Raw genomic sequence first — 21,433 nt, 5'->3', positions numbered from 1 at the left:
GGTATTTCCCGGATAATCCAGACGGGCGTTAAACCTGCTGGCGTGGGGCCATGCGCGCGTCTCTCTTCCGGCATGTCCCTTCTTTCACGAACTGCTTGACGAAGCTCTTGTCTGTAGTCTAGTCCGAGGGTCAAAATCGTTTCAGGCTAGCTGTTTATTACAGCACCTGCGCTGATCGGAGGGGTGGGTCTCCGACGGTGTGGTTTCAGGCGTTCAACCCTAGAGGCAAGGACGGGATGCGTATGGTGAAACGTGTTTCCAGATCACGATGGGGCAGGGTCTGTTTCCTGACTCTGACGCTCTCGCTGACGGCGGCTTTGGTGGCCGGTTTCGGCGTGGGCTTCGGGGATCAGGCCAAGGCGCAGTCGCCGCAGATCCTCATGAGTGGTACCGCCATCGGCGGAAAGCCCGGACAGGGACCCCTGTCCAAGGCGCAGTTCAACCATCAAAAGCATGAGGCCGCAGTTTCCAACTGCGACACCTGCCACCATACCGGCGACCAGACCTCCTGTTCCAGCTGCCATACCAGCCAGGGTTCCCCTGACGGCGGCAACGTTCAGCTTTCCCAGGCCATGCACGCAGCCCAGTCCAAGGCCAGCTGCGTGGGCTGCCACTTCAAGGAAACCCAGAAGAAGCAGTGTGCGGGCTGCCACCGCAACATCGCGGCCGGTCCCAAGGACGCTTCCTGCGTGGCCTGCCACAAGGACCCCAAGGCCGCCCCGGCTCCCGCCGCCAAGCCTGCCCAGCCCGACGTGGTTGAAATCGGCGCGATCTCCAAGCAGTACGCAGCCGTTTCCTTCAACCACTCCGCGCACATGGATTACCTCAAGGACGCCGCCAAGGGCGATCTGGCCAAGGCTTTCCACACCCAGCCCGACACGCTGTGCCAGGGCTGCCATCACTACACCCCGGCTGGCATGGCTCCGCCCAAGTGCGGCACCTGCCACGGCAAGTCCTTCTCCCAGGACGACCCGAAGCGCCCCGGTCTGATGGCCGCTTATCACATTCAGTGCATTCAGTGTCACAAGGCCATGGGCGTCGAGCCGGTCCCGGCCACGGACTGCAAGGGCTGCCACGCGCCCAAGAAATAAGAGGTAGCTATGAACCGCAGACACTTCCTGGGGCTTGCAGGCGCGGCGACCGCCACGGCCGTGGCTGGCACGGCCAACGCCGCTGCCGGGCACTCCTTCGAGGGATACCCCAACTCCTACGGCGTCCTTTTTGACGCCAGCCGTTGCATCGGCTGCCGCCAGTGCGAAATGGGATGCAACACGATCAACTCCAAGAACGTCACCGAACCCTGGACCACCCTTCCCCAGAAGGACGCCAAGGTGTTCGAGGACCTCAAAGGCATGAACGCCACCAATCGTACCGACGCCACCATGTACACCCTGGTGAACAAGTACGAGCCCCAGGCTCTGGGCGGCAAGGAGCCGGTCTTCAAGAAGATGCAGTGCATGCACTGCAAGGAGCCCGCCTGCGCGTCGGCCTGCTTCGTCAAGGCCTTCACCAAGCAGCCCGAGGGCGGCGTCACCTACAACGGCAGCGTGTGCGTCGGCTGCCGCTACTGCATGGTCGCCTGTCCCTGGGACGTTCCCACCTACGAATACAAGAAGCTCGTCCCCTACGTGCAGAAGTGCCACATGTGCCACCCGCACATTAAGTCCGGCGTCGCCAAGCTGCCCGCCTGCGTGTCGGCCTGCCCCATGGAGGCCCTGACCTGGGGCAAGCGCACCGACCTCCTGAAGGAAGCCTGGAAGCGCATCGGCAACGTGCCGGGCAAGTACCTGCCCCACGTGTACGGCGAGCGCGAGATGGGCGGCACCAACTGGATGTACATCTCCAACGTGCCCTTCGCCCAGATCGGCCTGCGCGAGGATCTGGGAACCACCCCTGCTCCCCAGCTGACCAGCTCCGCGCTGGGACTGGTCCCCCTGGTCGCGTGCCTCTGGCCCGTTCTCCTGGGCGGCATCTGGCAGATCACCAAGTGGAAGGACAAGAGGGCCGAGGACGAGAAACAAAAAGCCGTTGCCGAGGCGATCGCTCATGAGCGCGCCAAGGCCGGGAAATAAGGAGGCCGACCATGAGCAATCACGATCACGGCGCTCAGCCGGTCATTCTGCCTCCTACGGAGGCCTGGGGCGTAATCAAAAGCCTTATGAGCCCCAAGACCTATCTGCAGTTCGCCAAGGAACACCCGATCCTGTCGCTCATCTTCGTGGTGGGCGTGGTCGTCACCATCAACCGCTTCCTGGTGGGCGGACTGGCGGCTACCACCAACCTGGACGACAACAACCCCTGGGGCATCTGGATCAGCTTCGACCTGCTCTGCGGCGTCGCCCTGGCCGCCGGTGGCTACACCACCACGGCAGCTGGCCTGATCTTCAACATCAAGGGATTCCGCACGGCCATCAAGCCTGCGATCCTGACCGCGTTTCTCGGCTACGCCTTCGTCGTGTACGCCCTGCTGTACGACGTGGGCCAGCCCTGGCGCCTGCCTTACCCCGTGTTCTGGTCGCCGGGCACAAGCTCGGTCCTCTTCGAAGTCGGCCTGTGCGTCATGCTGTACGTCACGGTGCTGATGATCGAATGGATGCCCAACTTCACCGACTGGGTGGGTTGGCAGAAGATCAGCCACATCATCCACAAGTGCACGATTCCCCTGACCGTGATGGGCGTGGTGCTCTCCACCATGCACCAGTCCTCGCTCGGCATGCTCTACCTCATCGCGCCGCACAAGATGCACCCGCTCTGGTACACCTACCAGCTGCCCTTGCAGTTCTTCGTGTCCTCGATGTTCGCGGGCATGTCCATGGTCATCTTCGAGGGAACCATCTCGCATCACTACCTGCACAGCCGCATGAGCCCGGAATACAATCGTGACCACGATGGTATCCTGTTCTCCTTCGCCAAGGCCTGCTCCATCGTCATGCTGGGCTACTTCGCCATGAAGATCATGGCCATCGCCGGCGAAGACAAGTGGGGCTACATCTTCCACGGGAAGTACGGCCTGATGTGGCTCACCGAGATGTTCGGCTTCGTGCTGCTGCCCGCCTTCCTGTACGCAGTGGGCTACCGCAACAAGCACACCGGCACCATCAAGGTGGCCGCCACCCTGGCGGTGCTCGGCATCGTGTTCAACCGCTTCAACGTCTCCTGGTTCGGCTTCAACGTGCACCTGCCCGAGTCGGCACGGTACACGCCCTCGCTCCAGGAAATCATTGTCTCGGTTTTCGTGGTCACCCTGATCATCCTGTGCTTCCGCTTCATCTCCAAGTACATGGCGATCTTCTCCGACCACCCGGCCTACAAGGGCCACCATTAAGAGAGGAGAATAGGACATGGAATTCCACGTCTATCACGACTTCATGGTCTACACCAAAGGGGTGGCCTACATCCTGATGGCCGTCACCCTGGGCGCCGCCCTGGGCTGGTGGATCTTCCTGACCGGCAAAGAGCCCAAGGACGACAACCACCATTAGGCCCCGGCCCGCCGGACCGCCTTACGACTGCAAAGGCCACGGAGCACCGCTCCGTGGCCTTTTTGCGTCTGGCGGGGGATTTGCCGCATGTCCGCACACGGCACTATCGGCATGCCCCACATGGCAGGCATAGGCAGGCACAGCCCGATGCGATCCAACCCGGAGGGCATGTCTTGACCGGCGAGATATGGCGGGATCTGGCATGTCCCGGCGTAGCCCCAACCGCTTGCCCTGCGCGGGCCCTGCGGCTACAAGAGCTGAGCTTTTCGCGGAGGTTCTGCCATAGCCCTTTCCGTGCTCGTCGCGCTGGTCTTGGCGCTCATCCTTGCCGTGGTCGTGCTGGGCGGGATGCAACGCGGCCTGCGCTCCATCGCGGGGGCGGGGCAGCTCGCGTCGGGGCTGGCGCTGGTGGCAGCCGGGCAGGGCGCGTGGCTGCATTCCCTGTGGATGGGGGTCTCTTCCCGGGGGCTTGGCGGTCAGGCGGCTCACCGCGACATCTTCGATTTTTCCGACCCGCTTCAGGTCCTGCTGCTCCTGGCGGTTCCGACTGCGGGAGTCATTCTTCTCATCCTGGGCGTCAGGCGCATGGCCCCGAGCCTTCAGGAGCTTCGGGCCGCCCGCGAAGCCCTGCGCGACAACGAAGCCCGCTACCGTCTCGTGACCGAGAACCAGACCGACCTCATCATCAAGCTGGACCGTGTAGGCCGTTTCCTGTCGGTCAGCCCGTCTTATTGCCGGGCCTTCGGCAAATCCGAGGCCGAGCTCCTGGGCTCGGCCTTCATGCCCGTGGTCCACGAGGACGACCGCGCGGCCACGGACAGGTTCCTGAGCGCCCTGGCGCGCCCTCCCCATATCGCCACCATGGAGAACCGGGTACTGACCGCCCAGGGCTGGCGCTGGTACTCCTGGCACGACACCGCAGCTGTGGACCCGCAGGGGCTGGTGCACGAGATCATCGCGGTTGGCCGGGACGTCACCTCGCGCAAGCTGGCCGAGGAGGCCTCCCACGAGGATTCCGCCCGCTTCAGGGCCATCGTGGAGTCGTCGCCGCTTGGCATGCAGCTCTATCGCATGGAGCAGGACGGCACCCTCATCTTTGTGCGGGCCAACGCGGCAGCGGACGCGATCCTTGACCTGGACAACACCCGCTTCATCGGAAAAACCATCGACGACGCTTTCCCCTCCCTGGCAGGCACGGAGATCCCCGAGCGGTTCCGCGAGGTCTGCCGTACAGGCCAGACCTGGGAGGCCGAGCAGTTCCTGTACAAGGACAGGCACATCTCCGGGGCTTTCCGCATCAGGGCCTTCCGCACCGCGCCGGGCGAGGTGGCCGTGTTCTTCGAGGACATTTCCGAGCGCAACCGCCTGGAGTCGCAGGTGGAGCATCTGGCCCTGACCGACGCCCTGACCGGCACCGCCAACCGCACACTGCTCATGGAGCGCCTGGGGCGCGCCCTGGAACGGCGCAAACGGCGCGACGACTACCGCTACTGCCTGCTCTTCATCGACCTGGAGCGCTTCAAGACCGTGAACGACAGCCTGGGCCATCAGGCCGGGGACGACGTGCTGCGCGAGAGCGCCGTGCGCATCCAGAACTGCGTGCGCACCCTGGACACCGTGGGGCGTTTCGGCGGGGACGAGTTCCTGGTGCTGCTGGAGGATTTCGAGACCTTCCGTACCGTGATCAAGGTCATGAGGCGCATCCAGGAGGCCCTGAAGCTCCCCATCCCGGCTGGCGGGCGCGAGGTGCGCCTGGGGAGCAGCATAGGCCTGGCCATGGGACTGGCCACGCACAGCTGCGCCGAGGAGCTGGTGCGCCAGGCGGATCTGGCCATGCGCAGGGCGCGCGAGCGTGGGCGCAACCGCTTCCGGGTGTTCTCGCCCAGCATCCTGCGCCAGACCGAGCGCATCCTCCAGCTGGAAGGGGACCTGGAGAGCTCTCTGGCAAACGGCGACTACCATCTGGTCTACCAGCCCATCATGAGCCTGGGCGGCGGCGATCTGGTCGGCTTCGAGACCCTGGTCCGCTGGAACCATCCTGAGCTGGGACCGGTGTCCCCAATGGAGTTCATCCCCCTGGCCGAGGAGACCGGCAAGATCGTGCCCTTGGAGCAGTGGATCATGCGCGAGGCCCTGCGCACCTTCGCCGGGTGGCGCGCCAGCTATCCGCACGCGGCAGGGCTCACGCTCTCGGTGAACCTGTCGGCCCGGCACATCCCGGACCAGGATTTCACCCGTTTTGTGCTGGAGACGCTGGCGGAGAACGGACTGCCTTCGGCTTCGGTGAAGTTCGAGATCACCGAGACCTCGCTTTTGACCGGCGGCGCTCCCATGATCCGCAAGCTCGAACAGCTCCGGGCCGTGGGCGTGCGCTTCTGCATCGACGATTTCGGAACAGGGTACTCGTCCATGGCCTACCTGAACAGGCTGCCCATCGATGACCTCAAACTGGACATAGCCTTCGTCAGGCATCTGGAAACCCGCGCGGACACACTGGAAATCGCCAGGGCCATCATCGGGCTGGCCCACGGGCTGGGCCTCTCCGTGGTGGCCGAAGGCATCGAGACCCTGGGCCAGCGCGCCATCCTGCAGGAGATCGGTTGCGAGATGGGCCAGGGGTATCTGTTCGCGCGTCCGATGACTGCGCAGGACGTGGAATCCACATACTTCGAATCCCCAAGGAGAGAACATGCCCACCAGTGACCCCGCCAAGGATCTGGAGACGATCTTCACCGCAGCGCTTCACCGCATCGACCCCTACAAGATGATCACCAACCACGTCCGCCTGGAGGGCGACGTGCTGGTGGTGGACATGGAGGGCGAGGTGCGCCGGGTGGACCTGACGCCGTTTTCGCGCATCCTGGTGCTGGGCGGCGGCAAGGCTTCGGCCCGCATGGCCAGGGCCTTCGAGGAACTCCTGGGCGGGAGGATAACGGCTGGGCTGGTGGTGGTGAAGTACGGCCACACGGACACGCTCACGCGCATCGAGCAGGTGGAGTCCGGGCATCCCGTGCCGGACCAGAACGGCGTGGACGGCGCGCTCCGGCTGGCCGAGCTGGCCCGCGGCGCCGACGACAAGACCCTGGTCATCACCTGCATCTCCGGGGGCGGCTCGGCGCTCATGCCTGCGCCGCTTCGCTACGTGGTAAACGGCGAGACCATCGTGCTGACCCTTTCCGACAAGCAGGAGACCACCAAGGCCCTCTTGGCCTGCGGGGCCGACATCCGCGAGATCAACTGCCTGCGCAAGCACCTGTCCATGCTCAAGGGCGGGCGTTTCCTCAAGCTCATGGCCCCGGCCAGGAGCCTCAACTTCATCCTGTCCGACGTGGTGGGCGACTGCCTCCAGACCATCGCCTCAGGCGTCACCAGCGCCGACGAGGGCACCTTCGCCGAGGCCATGGGCATCGTTCGCAAATACGGCATCGCGGACAAGCTGCCCCCCAACGTGCTCAAGGTTTTGACCCTGGGCGAACAGGGTGCGGTGGAGGAGACGGTGAAGCCCGGCGACCCTGTGCTGGCCCTGGCCGACAACATCCTCATCGGCACCAACCAGGCCGCGCTGATGGCAGCCTGCGACAAGGCTCGCGAGCTCGGCTACAACGTGGCCCCCCTGACCTGCCTGCTGACCGGCGAGGCCCGCGAGGCCGCCAAGTTCCAGGCGGGCATCGCCAAGGACGTGCGCAAGTCCGGCATGCTGGTGGCCAAACCCGCCTGCGTGCTGCTGGGCGGCGAGACCGTGGTGACCCTGGCCGGAGAGGGCAAGGGCGGGCGCAACCAGGAGATGGCTCTGGCCTTCCTGGCCGAGATGGACAAGGACGCCGACTCGGGCAAAAACATCTATTACCTGTCCGCCTCGACAGACGGCTCGGACGGCCCCACGGACGCCGCAGGAGCCTTCGCAACGCCGCAATTGTTGGAAAAAGCCCGGAAAATGGGCCTGTCCATGGGGAAAGCCCTGGCCGAGAACGACTCCTACCACTTTTTCGAGGCCCTGGGCGGCCTGTACAAGACCGGCCCCACCATGACCAACGTGTGCGATCTGCATATGATCGTGGTGATATAGCTTGACAAGACAGCCTCGCTGAGAGGAATTTGTCTGGATTCGAACACATCCATCAGCCCGGAGGAGAGCATGACCCGAGTGATTGCGCTCATGGCTTTGCTGTTGTCGTTGGCGGTCCCCGCCATGGCGGAACCCGTCGCAAACCCCGTTCCCATCGGCTTTGCCGTGGCCACAACCAGCAACGTGGCCCTTTTCGGCGAAGAGCAGATGAACGGCGCGAAAATCGCCGAGGCCTATTTCAACGCCCAGAACGGCATCAACGGCACCCCCATCAAGCTGATCTACCAGGACACCGCCGGCGACGAAGCGGGCGCGGTCAACGCTTTCCAGAGCCTGATCACCGGCAAGGTCGTGGCCATCATCGGCCCCACCCTGTCCCAGCAGGCCTTCGCGGCCAACCCCCTGGCCGACCGGGCCAAGGTGCCCGTGGTCGGACCCTCCAACACCGCCAAGGGCATCCCCCAGATCGGCGAGTTCGTGGGCCGCATCTCCGCCCCCATGACCGACGTGGCTCCCAACTCCCTCAAGAAGGCCATGGCGCTGAACCCCAACATCAAGCGCGTGGTGGTGATGTTCGCCCAGAACGACGCCTTCTCCGCCTCGGAGACCGGCATCTTCCAGGAAGCCATCAAGGGCCTGGGGCTTGAGGTCGTCACCATCCAGAAGTTCCAGACCACCGACACCGACTTCACCACCCAGGTGACCGCCGTGCTCGGCGCCAACGCCGACCTGGTGGTCATCTCCGGCCTCGCCGCCGACGGCGGCAACCTGGTGAAGCAGCTGCGCCAGCTGGGCTACAAGGGCCTGATCGTCGGCGGCAACGGCTTCAACTCCACCAACATGTTCCCGGTGTGCGGCCCCCTGTGCGAAGGCATCCTGGTGGCCCAGGCCTACAGCCCCCAGGCCGACAACCCCACCAACAAGGCCTTCGTGGCCAAGTTCGAGGAAGCCTACAAGAAGACTCCCCCGCAGTTCGCAGCCCAGGCCTTCACCGCCGTGCAGGTGGTGGTCGAGTCGCTCAGGAACATCGAGAAGCAGACCGGCAAGAAGATCACCGACATGGATCTGGCCGAAGTGCGCGTTGCCCTGAACAAGGCCCTGCGTACCGGTTCCTTCATCACCCCGGTGGGCGAGATCAGCCTGACTCCGGAGGGTGAGGTCGTCCAGAAGCAGTTCTACGTCTCCACCGTCAAGATGAACCCCGACGGCAAGACCGGCGCGTTCGTCCTGACCAAGTAACGACAGCATCCGGGGGAGGCGCAAGCCTCCCCCTATTTGTAACGCGTCCCTGGCATTTCCGGCTTTTCGCCCGTCCGGGCGGCTTCGCGGGCGGGTCCGACACCGCTCCCGGCCTTCCGGCCCAAACGTGATACTCAAGCAGACCCTGGTACCATGTCCCTAGCCTGGTTTCTACAAAATCTCCTGAACGGCCTGTCCATCGGCAGCGTCTACGCCGTGTTCGCCCTGGGTTACACCCTGGTGTTCTCCATCCTGGGCATCATCAACTTCGCCCACGGCGCGGTGTTCACCCTGGGGGCCTACCTCACCTACGTGCTGGCCGTGGGCCAGTTCGGGCTGAACGGCATGCTGGCCGGAGTGACCCTGCCCTTCAAGCTGCCCTTCGTGCTGGCGCTTTTGGCGGGCGCGTTCCTCTCCGGACTCGCCGGGCTGGCCGTTGAGCGGCTGGCCTTCAGGCCGCTTCGCAAGCGCGGCGCGGACGCCCTGCTGGCCCTGGTGTCCAGCCTCGGCGTGGCGCTCATCCTGGTGAACCTGATCCAGTACCTCTTCGGCGCGGAGATATACTCCTTCCCGCCCGACGTGTTCGGCTCCCTGCCTGCGGCCATGATCTTCAAGATCGGCGACAAGATCGTCGCGGTGCGCTCCGTGCAGGTGATTCTTTTCGGCGTGAGCATGCTCCTGCTCCTGGCCCTGGTGTGGTTCATCCACTTCACCAAGCAGGGCAAGGCCCTCCAGGCCACCGCCGAGAACCCGGACACCGCGAGCTTACTTGGCATCGGCGTGGACACCTTCATCATGGGCACGTTCTTCATCTCTGGCATCCTGGGCGGGCTCTCCGGCACGCTCATCGGAGTCAGCTTCGGGCTGGCCGGGCCGTACTTCGGCGTGGCCTACGGCCTGAAGGCCCTGGCGGTCATCGTGCTGGGCGGCCTGGGCTCCATCCCCGGCGCCGTGGTGGGCGGACTGGTCATCGGCCTGGCCGAGGCCTTCCTGCCACCGGACATGTCCTCCTACAAGGAGGCTGTGGCCTACGTGCTGCTCTTCGTCATCCTGCTGGTGCGGCCTCAGGGCCTGCTTGGCAAAAACGCGGAACAGAAGGTGTAGCCGTGGAAGATTTCATCTCGCGCTACGGCTTTCTTTTCGTGACCATCATCCAGCAGGCGCTGCTGGGCCTGAGCCTGTATTTCCCGCTCATGGCCGGGCAGCTGTCCCTGGCCAGCATAGGGTTTTACGCCCTGGGCGGCTACGTGGCGGCCATCATGGGCACGCATCCGGCCCTGGCTCCCCTGCGCGAAACCCTGGGCTTCTTCATCTTCCCGCTGGAATGGCTGGTGGCCGGGCTCATCTCCATCCTCCTGGGGCTTGGGCTCGGATTCCCGGCGCTTCGCCTGCGCGGCATCTATCTGGCCCTGGCAACCATCGCCTTCGTGCAAGTCTTCGGCGTCCTGGTGCTGAACATGCCTATCGCGGGCGGAGCCGTGGGCATTTTCGGCATCCCCCAGGCCTTCGAGAGCCGTCTGGCCTACATCTGGTTCTTCGGGCCGCTCCTGGTGCTGACGCTTCTTTTCCTCAAACGCTTGGAGGCCACCGGCACGGGCCGCCTGTTCTTCTCCATCCGCGAGGACGAGCTGGCCGCCAGGGCCATGGGCGTGAACGTCACCTGGCGCAAGGTGCAGGCCTTCGTCATCGGCTGCGCCCTGGCCGGAGTGGTCGGAGCCATGAGCGCCCCCTTCCTGAACACCTGGAACACCCGCCAGGGAACATTCGACGCGGGCGTGGCCTGTCTGGCCTACGTGCTCATCGGCGGCGCGCGCTCCAAGTGGGGGGCGCTTCTCGGCGCGGCCCTGCTGGTGAGCCTGCCCGAGCTCCTGCGCCCGCTCAAGGATTCGCGCATGATATTGAACGGTCTGGTGCTGGTGCTGGCCTGCGTGTACATGCCCCAAGGCATCGTGGGCCTCTTCTCCCGGAGAAAATCATGAGCGCCGTCCTCTCCGTGGAGAACCTCTCCAAGAGTTTCGGCGGCCTGATGGCCGTCATGGGCGTCGGGTTCGAGGTGGCCGAGGGCGAAATCTTCGGCCTGATCGGCCCCAACGGCGCGGGCAAGACCACCCTGTTCAACATGCTCACCGGGCTTACGCGCCCAAGCTCCGGCACGGTGCGCTTCATGGGCCGCGACATCACCGGCATGGACCCGGACGTCATCGCGCGTCTGGGCATGGCCCGCACCTTCCAGAATATCCGGCTTTTCGGCGGCATGAGCGTGCTGGACAACGTGCGCATCCCGCGTCACGCCCTGGGCACGTCCCAGGACGGCGCAGGCCTCTGGGCTGGCGTCTTCGGCACCAAGGCCGCCCGCGAGCACGAGCGCGACGCCCTGGAGCGCGCCCGCTCCCTGGTGGACCTCGTCGGCCTCTCCGACCGTGCGGATGCGCCAGCGGCCAGCCTGCCCTACGGCGCGCGCCGCCGCCTGGAGATCGCCCGCGCCCTGGCCCTGTCCCCCAAGCTGCTGCTTCTGGACGAACCCGCCGCAGGCATGAACCCCTCCGAGAAGCAGGACCTTGCCCGCTTCATCCGCGACATCCGCGACCGCTTCGAGCTCACGGTGCTGTTCATCGAACACAACGTGCCCATGGTCATGGGCCTGTGCAAGAACGTCGCGGTGCTCAACTTCGGCGAGCTTCTGGCTGTGGGCAGCCCCGAAGAGGTGCAGGCCAACCCCGCCGTGGTGGAGGCCTACCTGGGCGAGTCGCCCGAGACGGCGATGGTCAAGCCGGAGGTGTCCCATGCTTGAGCTCTCCGGAGTCACCCTGGCCTATGGTCCGGTGCTTGCCGTGCGCGACGCCACCATCCGCGTCGACCAGGGCGAGATCGTCACGCTCATCGGAGCCAACGGCGCGGGCAAGACCACCATCCTGCGCGCCATCTCGCGCCTCATCTCCCCGAAATCCGGCACCATCAGCTTTGACGGGCATGACCTCGCCGGGCTCACCCCGGACAAGGTGCTGCGCCTGGGCTTGGCCCACTGCCCCGAGGGGCGCCAGGTGCTGGCCCGCCAATCCGTGCGCGACAACCTGGAGCTCGGAGCCTACATCCGCTCCGACAAGGCCGGGGTGCAGGCCGACCTGGAAAAGGTCTACGGGCTCTTTCCGCGCCTCAAGGAGCGCGCCGGGCAGCTGGCCGGGACGCTCTCCGGCGGCGAGCAGCAGATGCTGGCCATCGGCCGCGCCATGATGTGCCGCCCGAAGCTCCTGCTTCTGGACGAGCCGAGCCTGGGGCTTGCGCCCATCATCGTGCAGGAGATCTTCCAGATCATCGCTGATTTGAACTCCGAAGGCGTCACCATCCTGCTGGTGGAGCAGAACGCCAACCTCGCCATGAAGACCGCCCACCGCGCCTACGTGCTTGAGGCGGGAAACATCGTGGCCGAGGGCGACGCCAAGGAACTCGCGGGCGACGAGCGCGTGAAGAAGGCGTATCTGGGGTAGCACCCTCGTTATTGAAAGCATGAACATGTTTTCAATAATAAAGTATAATGGTTTTCCTGGGTTAGGTTGAAAAGCAGGTGAGAGAGAGGCTGGGCTCCGCCCAGACCCGGCGGGCTCCGCCCTGCACCCGCCAGGGGAGAAGCCTCCCCTGGACCCGGCTCTTAGCTTCGCGTCGTGCGCGGGAGTGTTGTGTATTTGGGGCAGGGGGCTGACCCGCCTGTCTCAGTTCTAGCCCTTGTCGATCATAAGAAATAACAGCCCAGAAACGCGGCTTTGCGCGTTTCTGGGCTTTCTTGCGAGAAATCTGAAAAGTGACGGTGTTGCCTGCGAAGCCCACTGAGGGCCCAGGGGGATCATCCTCCTGGCGGGTCCGGGCAGAGCCCGGCACGTTGCCTACCCAGGCTTAGCCATTCTGGCTTTGTCCACTGCCTCCGCTGTGTGCAGGGGGGGTGTATGGGGCCGGGACCATGACAGGGGAAGGACCGGGTGATGGCTTCGGTGCTGGGCTTGCATTGGGGGCTGGGGTCGAGCGAGTCCCGTCTGGCTGGTGTGCTTTTCCCGTGGTCGGTGGAGTCACGGCGGGATCACACCCGAACGCCTTGAGTGCATCCTTGCTTTGGCTGATCAGATACGGGGCGAACATGCTAAGCCCCGCCCACAGGAAACCTTGGGCGTCGCCCATTGACGTGATTTTTCCTGTCCTGCCCAGCGTCCAGACCATCACCGTTCCCAATGCCAGAAAAATCGAAAGGAGTACGATCATGCCCAGGAAAGCGATGAGTCTGCTGGAACTCGGCAGATCGATATAAACCAGTTTCTTCTTGCATTGGGCTTCATCGTCTTGTTGTTCCATTACCGTGTTTTCTGAAAGTGCGCGTCCTAAGGACCACTGCTGATCGGAGCGCAGTTTCAGGAATATGAAAAGAACAGCGAAACCAACCAATGCGTATCCAACAGAAAGGACACCATAGAGAAGCTCTTCAGGCATGGGCTCGTGGGGTATGCCCGACTGTTTCGCATCCTGAGGTGGGGGAATGGCGAGTTGCATGATAACTGGCACAATTGTTGGGCCAGGTGCAGCTGATGGCTGGTCAGCTGCGCGTGCGGGGAGAGTCAGGGTGAGGAGCAGTGAAATCAGGACGAACAGAAGAAAAGACCGTCTCATGGTGGTACCTCCTTGCGTTAGTGAAAAGAGGTGAGTCGAGAGGCGGTGGCGAATGCCATAATCCGATGGACTGGCATTGCAAGAAAGGATATTCCTGTCAAATTAAATATATACGTCAATAAACTGGTATAAGCAATTGACATTCAGTGTTGGCGTGTAGCCGCCATTTCTGAGTTTTGTACCGCTTGCTGTTTCCTCGATCCATTTACAAGAATAGGTGCAATCCGTGCAGACGCGAAAACGGCCGACGCTTTCGCGTCGGCCGTTTCCGGTTTGCGGGTGGTTGGTGGTGGAGGATGGGAAACTATCTGTCAACTAGCCCAGGATGGCCTTGATGTCCTCGTCCGGGGTGGTGATGGGCATGATGTTCAGCTTGTCCACCAGCACCTTCAGCACGTTGGGGGTGATGAAGGCGGGCAGGCTGGGTCCCAGGCGCACGTTCTTGATGCCGAGCGCCACCAGGGTCAGCAGAATGGCCACGGCCTTCTGCTCGTACCAGGACAGGATCATGGACAGGGGCAGCTCGTTCACGTCGCACTTGAAGGCTCCGGCCAGGGCCACGGCGATCTGGATGGCGGAGTAGGCGTCGTTGCACTGGCCGATGTCCAGGAGCCTCGGGATGCCGCCGATGTTGCCCAGGTCCTTGTCGAAGAAGCGGAACTTGCCGCAAGCCAGGGTCAGGACCACGGTGTCCTGGGGCAGCTTTTCGACGAACTCGGTGTAGTAGTTGCGGCCGGGCTTGGCGCCGTCGCAGCCTGCCACCAGGAAGAAGTGGCGGATGGCGCCGGACTTCACGGCGTCGATGACCTTGTCGGCGACGCCCAGCACCGCGTTGCGGCCAAAGCCGGTGAGCACCTGCTTGCCGGGGGCGTCGGCTGTGAAGCCGGGCATCTTCAGGGCGTGTTCGATCACGGCGGAGAAGTCGTAGCCTTCAACGTGCTTGATGCCGGGGAAGCCGACCAGGCCGTGGGTGAAGACGTTGTCCGCGTAGGACTGGGCGGGCTTCATCAGGCAGTTGGTGGTGAAGAGGACCGCGCCGGGGAAGGCGGCGAACTCTTTCTGCTGGTTCTGCCAGGCGGTGCCGTAGTGGCCGTAGAGGTGCGGGTAGGTCTCCTTCAGCTTGGGGTAGCCGTGGGTGGGCAGCATCTCGCCGTGTGTGTACACGTTGATGCCCTTGCCCACGGTCTGCTTCAGGAGCTCTTCCAGGTCCTTCAGGTCGTGGCCGGTGATCAGGATGGCCTTGCCCTTGATCTGTCCCAGCGGCACGCCGGTGGGCTTGGGGTGGCCGTAGGTGTCGGTGTTGCCCTTGTCCAGCGCTTCCATGGCCAGCAGGTTGACCTGGCCGCAGCGGATGCAGGAGTTGAACCAGTAGTCCATGCCCAGGCCCGGCTTGGTGGCGGCGGCCATGGCCTCGTGGATGTAGTCGTAAATTTCCTTGTTCTCGACGCCGAGGATGCGGGCATGGTCGGCGTAGGCGGCGACGCCCTTCAGGCCGAACAGCACCATGTGCTGGAGCGACACGATGTCCGGATCGGTGTCGGGATTGTCCTTCATGCCGCCCTTGCCTTCGGAGGCCTGGGCGATCAGTCCGGCCAGGTCGGCGGCGGGAGTGAAGGTGACGGTGGCGTGGCCGGGGATGGTTCCACCAGCGGCCTTGACCTTGGCGGCCAGGGCGTCGCGCAGCTGGACGGTCTGCTTGATCCAGGCCTGGAAGCGGGCGGGATCGAAGTTCACGTTGGTCAGGGTGGAGAAGAGCATGGCGGGCACGTGGCGGTCTGCGTTTACGTCAACCACGCCGACCTTGCGGCCTTCCTCGGCCACCAGGGAGAGGCCCCGCAGCGCGTAAACCAGGAGGTCCTGAAGGTTGGAGGTGGTCTCGTCCTTGCTGCACACGCCAATCTTGTCGCAGCCCTTGCCGTGGCTGGTCTGCTCACACTGATAACAGAACATATTCATAGTCGTCCTCCGTAAGGGTTGTTGTCTGATTGCCTCGTCTGGCAACATCAATAGGCCGCTTCCGGACAACCAGATGTGACCTGAATCACGCGCGGGATAAAAAAGATGATTTTTCTCCCGATTACTGAAATTTCCTGAGCAGGGAACACCGTCAATCCCGGCGGAGCGGCTGGAAGGCCCGCCCGGCATGGGTCAGGGCATGATTGCACAAGGAATTGTCGAGGACATAGCATGCTCAGGTCATCTTGTCCGCCATTTTTTCGGCGATAACCTGCGGGCGTGCCTGCTGGACCTGCAAAGGGGTATGCCCGTAGTGTGGATTCATGATGCAATCGGGCATGGACGCAACATGATGACAGGGCACAACACTCTGGCACGAGCCCAGGCGCTGGCGCTGGCGTTCCTGGCTTTGTTTCTGGCTGGCGAGGGCCGGGCCGAGCCGGCCCAGGTGCGCATGTCCGGCGAGCACTACGTGTACGGCGCGTCCTTCAGGAACCGCAATTTCATCGGCTGGAGCACGGACGGGACGCAGACCGAGGACGCCTTCGCCCTGTGGCAGCGGCTGCGTCTGCGCACGGACGTCACCCAGGGGGACAACCTGGGGTTCACCCTGTGGCTCCAGGTGAACAACACACCCTGGGGAAACGATTACCTCACCGTGGACAACCCGGCTGTGTCGGTGCAGGTGTTCAAGGCGTATCTCCAGTTCACGGTGCCGGGCACGGACGTGCAGGTGACCGCCGGGAAGCAGACCGTGACCCTGCCGCAGTCCGAGGCCTTCAACGGCAGCGTGGTGATGGACACGGAGCTGGGGGCCTTGGCCGCGAAGATTCCCCTGGCCGAGTGGGCCGACCTGATCCTGGGCTACGGCAGGCCGCTCTCCTACGTGAACGCCCTGGAGGACGTGGCCGCATCCCCGCGCAACATCCTGGACATGGCGTTCCTCAGCCTGCCCTTCAGCTCGGAGACATTCTCCGTGACGCCCTGGACCGCGCTGGCCCTGTCCATGAACGCGCAAGGGGCGCACCCCTACGTCGGCAGCCCGGACGGCGCGCCGGACCTGGGCTACATCCGCCAGGAGCTCTACTCCCTGGGCTACTTCGCGGGCAGGCCGGGCTACCGGCAGGACACGGCGTCGACCCTGTGGGGCGGGGCGGCCTCAAAGCTGGCCGTGCAGAACGTGGCTCTTTATGCCGACCTGATAGGCGCAAGCGGGGGCCTGGGGGATGCGGGCAAGAATAAGCGGCGCGGCCTGTTCGCGGACATGGCCCTGGAGTACACGGGGTTCGACCGGGTGACGCCGCGTGTGTTCGGCTGGTGGTCCACAGGCGAGGACGCGGACATCGCCAACGGGTCAGAGCGCATGCCTGCCCTGGTGCGCACCTGGAACGCGGGCGGCTCCTACCTGTTCAGCACCGGGCAGACCTTCGACAACTCCACCAGCGTGTATGCGAGCCCCATCGGGGCCTGGGGAATCGGCGTCACCCTGGACAGGATGTCCCTGATGGAAGACCTCTCCTCGCGCCTGACGGCGGTGTACATGCGCGGCACAAACGATCCCGCGCCGCTTCGGCGCTCCGTGGCCCTGAACGGTCCCGGTTATATGGTGACCATGGGCAAGAACCTGAGCGTGAACGAGTACCTGATGGGCGTGAACTTCGATCACGCCTACGCGGTGACCCCGCAGCTCAAGCTGATCGTGGAGACGGGGTTCGCGCACCCTGGCGGCCTGCAAAAGAGCATCTGGGGGGCGCGGTTCGTGAACGCCGCGCAGGACTCGTGGAAGGTCGCCGCAGGTTTTCTCTATAGTTTTTGATCCCGTGACAGCATGCCGCCATATCCCGCGAAGCGAAATGGGTGTCCAGAGGGCGTAGCCCTTTGGCCGCCGGAGGCCTTCTTAGGCCTCAATGATCGAATCCCGCAGCCGCCGCTTACTCACGGCGCGCCATCGCTCCCGACTTCCTGCCTCCCCTCTCTCAACTCTCCTCAGTTGATGCCCAGACGCCTCTTCTGATCAGCGGTCAGCAGGAGCGTGGCCGTCGCGAGCCTGCCCTGGGCCAGCTGCCGGGCTGCGTCGGGAAGGTCGGGGTGGTCGTGGGCGCGGTCGAGCCAGAACCAGGCCCACAGAAGGTCGCGGGGCACGGCGAGTCCGTCCATGAACATGATGCCGAGCTGGAATTGCGCCTGGGGCTCGCCCATGCGGGCGGCCTCCAGGAAGGAGGCTGCGGCGCGGGTGGCGTCTTTGGGGACGCCCTGGCCGGTCAGGTGCCGGTAGCCCTCTGCGAAGAGGTCGCCGGGTGTCTGGTCAGGCGTCTCCTGCGAGCTGGCGGGAAAGGGCGTCCAGAGCAGGGTGGCCATCAGGGCGAAGCATGGGAGGAGGGGGCGCATGGCGTGGTGCCTCAATGGGGGGCCAGGAGTCGGTCCAGGTCGGGCAGAGGTTCGGGGGAGAGCGAAACCGACACGGGGTCGCCGGTGCTCGCGCCGCGCAGGGGCTTCGCAGGCAGGACGAGCGGCAGTTTGCCCGCCAGCAGAGGGACGGGGTCCAGCCAGGCGTCCAGGCGCATGGGAGAGCCGGGCGCGGCCCGCAGGCGGGCCTTGTCGCTGGTGAGCTCCAGGCGCAGGTAGACGCGCTGGGCGGGCTCTTTCAGCGTGACCCAGGCCACGCGGCGCTTGCCGCCCTCCCAGAGCTCCGAGCCGGAGACGCTGAAGGAATCCAGCTCGCGGTAGGTATTGCCGTCCGTGGACAGGGACAGGCGCGCTCCGTTGGTCTGGCCGGGTTCGCCGTAGGCTTCGGGCGAGTAGACCATGCGCACGGCCCGGATGGGGGCCGGAGACTCCAGCGCATAGACGACGAAGCAGCTGTTCTCGCCCTTGCAGCTGAGGTACGGCTCCGAGGCGGACTTCTCCACGTTGAACTGCGTGAAGACCTGCCTGTCCCAGGAGACGGGGCCGGTGAAGTCCATCACGGTGCGCAGCCTGCCAGCCCCGGAAGGCGCGAGGCGCAGGAGCGAACCGTCTGGCGCGGTGGGCAGGCGCAGGGCGGCGTCTCCTAAGGCGACGGTCTGCCCGGCGAATCTGCCGGACACGCTGACTCCCTGGACCGTGCCGGGGGTGAAGAGGAACTCAGGGCCGGGGACGTCCAGCAGCGGACGGGCCAGGGCCGGGTCGAACAGTATGAATCCGGGCAGCTCTGCCACGGGCGCGATGCCGGGGTGCGCGGCCAGGAAGTCCGCCAGGGCCGGGTCGTCCGGAGCGAAGGCGTAGAGGGCGTCGTCGCCTGCGCGCACCAGACCGGGAGTCCAGGTGGCGATGTTCAGCCGCGCCTTGATGCGTTCGGCCTTAAGGACATGCCGGGCGGCGGCGCCGTCGGGGGGCAGGTCGATCTCCAGGGAGACGGGCTCCAGGTTGCCGTGGACGGTTCCGGGCTCCAGGGCCACGGCCAGGAACAGGTCGCTGTCGCCGGGGTTGGGGATGGCCAGGGATATTTCCGTTTCGCCAACCAGGGCGTCCGGCGGGAAATCGGCCTGGGTGACGCGGGCGAGCTCCGTCAGGGTGTCAGGTCCGTTCCCGGCCAGTATCATTGCCGAGGCGTCCGGCGCGGGCGTGGCCTTGCTGCGGGACAGGCGCAGGCGGCAGCGCAAGGGCACATCCGCCTTGAAGCCCCCGATGGGAGCCGTGAACCGCCACAGGGCCAGACCGGGGCGGTTCGGGTTGTAGAGGCTGAGGGTTTTCTGGAAGAGGTCCGGCCCGATGTTGTTAAAGCGTTCGGCCTCGCGGTAGAAGTCCATGCCGGAGAAGTCCGCGCGCCAGGGTCCGGCGCAGTCCAGGGGACTCAGGTTCACCAGGCCGAGGCGGTAGCCGGACAGATCTCCGAAGGTCTCCGGGTTGCCAAGGCCCGGAGGCGTGAAGTCCTGCCCGGCCAGCAGCAGGACCCGCCGGTAGGGTACGGCGTCGCTGGAGCTCAGGTCGTCGAACACGCCGGGCAGGTACCAGCGCGTGAACATTTTCAGATGGCGGTTTCGCGGGAAGGCCAGGGCGTCGATGTTGGTTTTTGCCTCGGCCACTGCCAGCAGGTCGTCTCGCACGGAGTGCTGGTCGCGGCGGTAGTACTCGGCCAGCGAGCCCGGCCCGGCCAGCCCCGGCAGGCTGACGGCCACTGCCGCAGCAAGGCCCAGGAGCGCGGCGGCGCGGTCCGGGAGGGCCAGGGAGACGCCGCGCACCAGCATGTCGATTCCGGCCCCGGCCAGGAGCGCCAGGCCGGGCACGAAGTTCAACAGCGCGCGCGGGGTGTCCGTGATGCCTGTGCGCATCAAGAGCACCGCCGCCAGAGACAGGCACGTCCAGAGCAGCAGCAGGGCGGTCCCTTTGGGGTTTCGCGGGATGCCCACGGCCAGCCCCAGACCGGCGCAGGCCAGATACAGGGTGCCCTGGGCGGAGTATTCCAGCATGGCCCGGCGCAGCACCTCGAAACTGAGGCCCATGCCCTCGCCGGGCGAGGCGATCAGCTGCATGTGGAACAGATGGCCCGGCAGCCAGGGGGCGTAGGCCAGCGCAGTGGCGGCGAACGCGCCCAGGGCGGCCAGGAACGTCCTGGCGGGCAGCTGGCGGGCGAGCCCCAGCATCAGCACGTAGCCCGCCTGGGCGGCCAGGCTGGCCCCGCCCAGGTAGGATGAATAGAGCGTGGCTGCGGCTGCCAGGGCGTAGGCGGCCCAGTCCGGGAAGCGGTTCTTTTCCAGCGCTCGCAAGAGAAGCCACAGGGACGTGACGCCAAGCAGCAGATAGAGCGAGTAGGGCCGCGCCTCGCGGCTGTAGTGGATGTGGTAGAGCGACAGGGCCAGCAGGGCCGAGGCGAAGAGCCCGGCGCGCCCCCGGTACAGGCGTGTGCCCAGCGGGTACAGCACCAGCACCGTGAGCGTTCCGAAAACGGCGCTAGGCAGCTTGACCCAGGTCTCGGTGGCGCTGCCCAGTTCGAGCGCGTAATGCACGATGGCGTGCAGCAGCGGCGGGGAGGAATCAAGGGAGGAGTCCGAGGGGCCCTGGAAGGAGAGGCTCTGCCACAGCTCGCCCAGGGGAAGGCGCGCCCGGCCCAGGGTGACGAACTCGTCCCACCACAGGGGGATGGATTCCAGCCAGGCCAGCCGCAGGGCGGCGGCGACACAGACGACGATGGCGAGCAGTATGATTCTTGCGCGTGAATGTGACACGAAGCATCTGTAACAGGTTTGCGGGGAAAAAACAGCTGGACAGTGGGCTTCCAAATCCGTAGGTGACTTTTTTCGAGCGATTACCGCCAGGAGGAACGACCCATGGCTCACAAGAAGATCGAACGCAAGAAAGAGTTGGACCGCCGCCGCAAACGCCGCATGGAGCGCATGAAAGAGCGCATCCGCGAAGCCAAGGCCGCCAAGAAGTCCTAAGCTTTCCGATTGTTGCATGAGCGTCCCGGAATGCCGGGACGTTTCAGGCCCACGCCGCGCACGGCGGGACGTCCGCCGCATCGGCGCGCGTGTCTTGTCCCGTGGCCTGTCGTGGCCATTCAGCGCAGGTCTGCCGAGATACCGCCGTCCGTGAGAGTTGTTTGACAACCGCGCTCCGGCGTCTTATTCCTGCGCCGTTACGAATTGCGCCGAGTTTGTTCAAGGAGGAAGCCATGCCCATCTACGAATACCGCTGCCAGGAATGTCAGCAGACTTTCGAGGAATGGCAGAAGGACTTCACGGAGCGCCAGGTACCCTGCCCCGTGTGCGGCGGCAAGGCCGAGCGTCTCATTTCCAGTTCGTCTTTCGTCCTGAAGGGCGGCGGCTGGTATTCCGATCTGTATTCCAAGCCTGCGGGGGACTCGTCAGGGTCGTCCGCTTCGCCCGCTTCAACGGGTGCTGGCGCGTCATGCGCGCCCAAGGCCGAGGCCAAGGCCGAAGCCGCTCCCGAAGCCAAGCCTTGCGCGCCGACCTGCGCATCGGGCGGCTGTTCCAACTGATTTTTGATCCTGCGGGGCAGCTTCGGCTGCCTCGCTGGTTTACAGGCCCCGCCCGCCGCGCGG

At 64.9% G+C, this 21,433-nt stretch carries 17 protein-coding genes; 13 read left to right on the top strand and 4 right to left on the bottom strand.

Translation table 11 applies throughout. The annotated features are described in order from the left end of the window. Positions 1–242 precede the first annotated feature (242 nt). The 11 genes from G453_RS0110365 to G453_RS0110315 all read left to right on the top strand — a co-directional run bounded on the left by G453_RS0110365 (position 243) and on the right by G453_RS0110315 (position 12,272). Positions 243–1,091 (top strand): cytochrome c3 family protein, encoded by an 849-nt coding sequence (locus tag G453_RS0110365; RefSeq protein ID WP_169725314.1) that lies wholly within the window; start codon positions 243–245, stop codon positions 1,089–1,091. Positions 1,092–1,100: 9 nt separating this feature from the next. Then, positions 1,101–2,072 carry a sulfate respiration complex iron-sulfur protein HmcB gene (gene hmcB / locus G453_RS23395; protein ID WP_051272269.1) on the top strand — a complete coding sequence of 324 codons (972 nt, stop codon included), beginning with the start codon at positions 1,101–1,103 and terminating at the stop codon, positions 2,070–2,072. Between the two features lie 86 nt (positions 2,073–2,158). Continuing rightward, the gene (gene hmcC, locus G453_RS0110355; RefSeq protein WP_051272332.1) at positions 2,159–3,325 is read left to right on the top strand and encodes a sulfate respiration complex protein HmcC; all 1,167 of its coding nucleotides are present in this window, start codon (positions 2,159–2,161) and stop codon (positions 3,323–3,325) included. Positions 3,326–3,341: 16 nt separating this feature from the next. Then, a complete protein-coding gene (gene hmcD, locus G453_RS28410; protein ID WP_169725313.1) occupies positions 3,342–3,482 on the top strand; it encodes a sulfate respiration complex protein HmcD in 141 nt (46 codons plus the stop codon). 294 nt (positions 3,483–3,776) lie between these two features. Next, entirely contained in the window at positions 3,777–6,185 is a 2,409-nt protein-coding gene (locus tag G453_RS26255) for an EAL domain-containing protein (RefSeq protein WP_027191014.1), read from the top strand. Continuing rightward, positions 6,172–7,548 carry a glycerate kinase type-2 family protein gene (locus tag G453_RS0110340; RefSeq protein ID WP_027191013.1) on the top strand — a complete coding sequence of 459 codons (1,377 nt, stop codon included), beginning with the start codon at positions 6,172–6,174 and terminating at the stop codon, positions 7,546–7,548. The genes G453_RS26255 and G453_RS0110340 overlap by 14 nt, the downstream gene beginning before the upstream one ends. Positions 7,549–7,617: 69 nt before the next feature. After that, the gene (locus tag G453_RS0110335) at positions 7,618–8,787 is read left to right on the top strand and encodes an ABC transporter substrate-binding protein (RefSeq protein ID WP_027191012.1); all 1,170 of its coding nucleotides are present in this window, start codon (positions 7,618–7,620) and stop codon (positions 8,785–8,787) included. A 153-nt stretch (positions 8,788–8,940) separates the two neighbouring features. Continuing rightward, positions 8,941–9,891, top strand: a complete 951-nt coding sequence (locus G453_RS0110330; RefSeq protein ID WP_027191011.1) for a branched-chain amino acid ABC transporter permease — start codon at positions 8,941–8,943, stop codon at positions 9,889–9,891. Between the two features lie 2 nt (positions 9,892–9,893). Continuing rightward, positions 9,894–10,766, top strand: a complete 873-nt coding sequence (locus G453_RS0110325; RefSeq protein ID WP_027191010.1) for a branched-chain amino acid ABC transporter permease — start codon at positions 9,894–9,896, stop codon at positions 10,764–10,766. Beyond that, on the top strand, positions 10,763–11,578 hold the full coding sequence (locus G453_RS23385) for an ABC transporter ATP-binding protein (RefSeq protein ID WP_043645419.1): 816 nt from the start codon (positions 10,763–10,765) through the stop codon (positions 11,576–11,578). Before G453_RS0110325 ends, G453_RS23385 begins: the two co-directional genes overlap by 4 nt. Next, positions 11,571–12,272 (top strand): ABC transporter ATP-binding protein, encoded by a 702-nt coding sequence (locus G453_RS0110315; RefSeq protein ID WP_027191009.1) that lies wholly within the window; start codon positions 11,571–11,573, stop codon positions 12,270–12,272. The genes G453_RS23385 and G453_RS0110315 overlap by 8 nt, the downstream gene beginning before the upstream one ends. A gap of 403 nt (positions 12,273–12,675) precedes the next feature. On the opposite strand, the gene G453_RS0110310 is transcribed toward G453_RS0110315, so the two are convergent. Then, positions 12,676–13,437, bottom strand: coding sequence for a hypothetical protein (locus G453_RS0110310; protein WP_027191008.1), 762 nt, complete (start codon positions 13,435–13,437; stop codon positions 12,676–12,678). A 315-nt stretch (positions 13,438–13,752) separates the two neighbouring features. Then, the gene (gene hcp, locus G453_RS0110305; protein ID WP_027191007.1) at positions 13,753–15,387 is read right to left on the bottom strand and encodes a hydroxylamine reductase; all 1,635 of its coding nucleotides are present in this window, start codon (positions 15,385–15,387) and stop codon (positions 13,753–13,755) included. 355 nt (positions 15,388–15,742) lie between these two features. Here hcp and G453_RS0110300 point away from each other — a divergent pair, with 355 nt between their 5' ends. Continuing rightward, positions 15,743–17,209, top strand: a complete 1,467-nt coding sequence (locus G453_RS0110300; protein WP_051272265.1) for an outer membrane homotrimeric porin — start codon at positions 15,743–15,745, stop codon at positions 17,207–17,209. Between the two features lie 170 nt (positions 17,210–17,379). Here G453_RS0110300 and G453_RS23380 read toward each other — a convergent pair whose 3' ends face one another. Together G453_RS23380 and G453_RS0110290 are read right to left on the bottom strand one after the other, a co-directional pair. Continuing rightward, positions 17,380–17,781 carry a tetratricopeptide repeat protein gene (locus G453_RS23380; protein ID WP_043645416.1) on the bottom strand — a complete coding sequence of 134 codons (402 nt, stop codon included), beginning with the start codon at positions 17,779–17,781 and terminating at the stop codon, positions 17,380–17,382. A gap of 11 nt (positions 17,782–17,792) precedes the next feature. Further along, a complete protein-coding gene (locus tag G453_RS0110290; protein WP_027191005.1) occupies positions 17,793–20,597 on the bottom strand; it encodes a glycosyltransferase family 39 protein in 2,805 nt (934 codons plus the stop codon). Between the two features lie 446 nt (positions 20,598–21,043). On the opposite strand from G453_RS0110290, the gene G453_RS0110280 reads away from it, so the two are divergent. Beyond that, positions 21,044–21,370, top strand: coding sequence for an FmdB family zinc ribbon protein (locus G453_RS0110280; protein WP_027191004.1), 327 nt, complete (start codon positions 21,044–21,046; stop codon positions 21,368–21,370). Positions 21,371–21,433: the final 63 nt, after the last annotated feature.

It is taken from the genome of Fundidesulfovibrio putealis DSM 16056, from assembly GCF_000429325.1.
Lineage (GTDB): Bacteria > Desulfobacterota > Desulfovibrionia > Desulfovibrionales > Desulfovibrionaceae > Fundidesulfovibrio > Fundidesulfovibrio putealis.
This window is presented reverse-complemented; position numbering and strand designations above follow the sequence as displayed.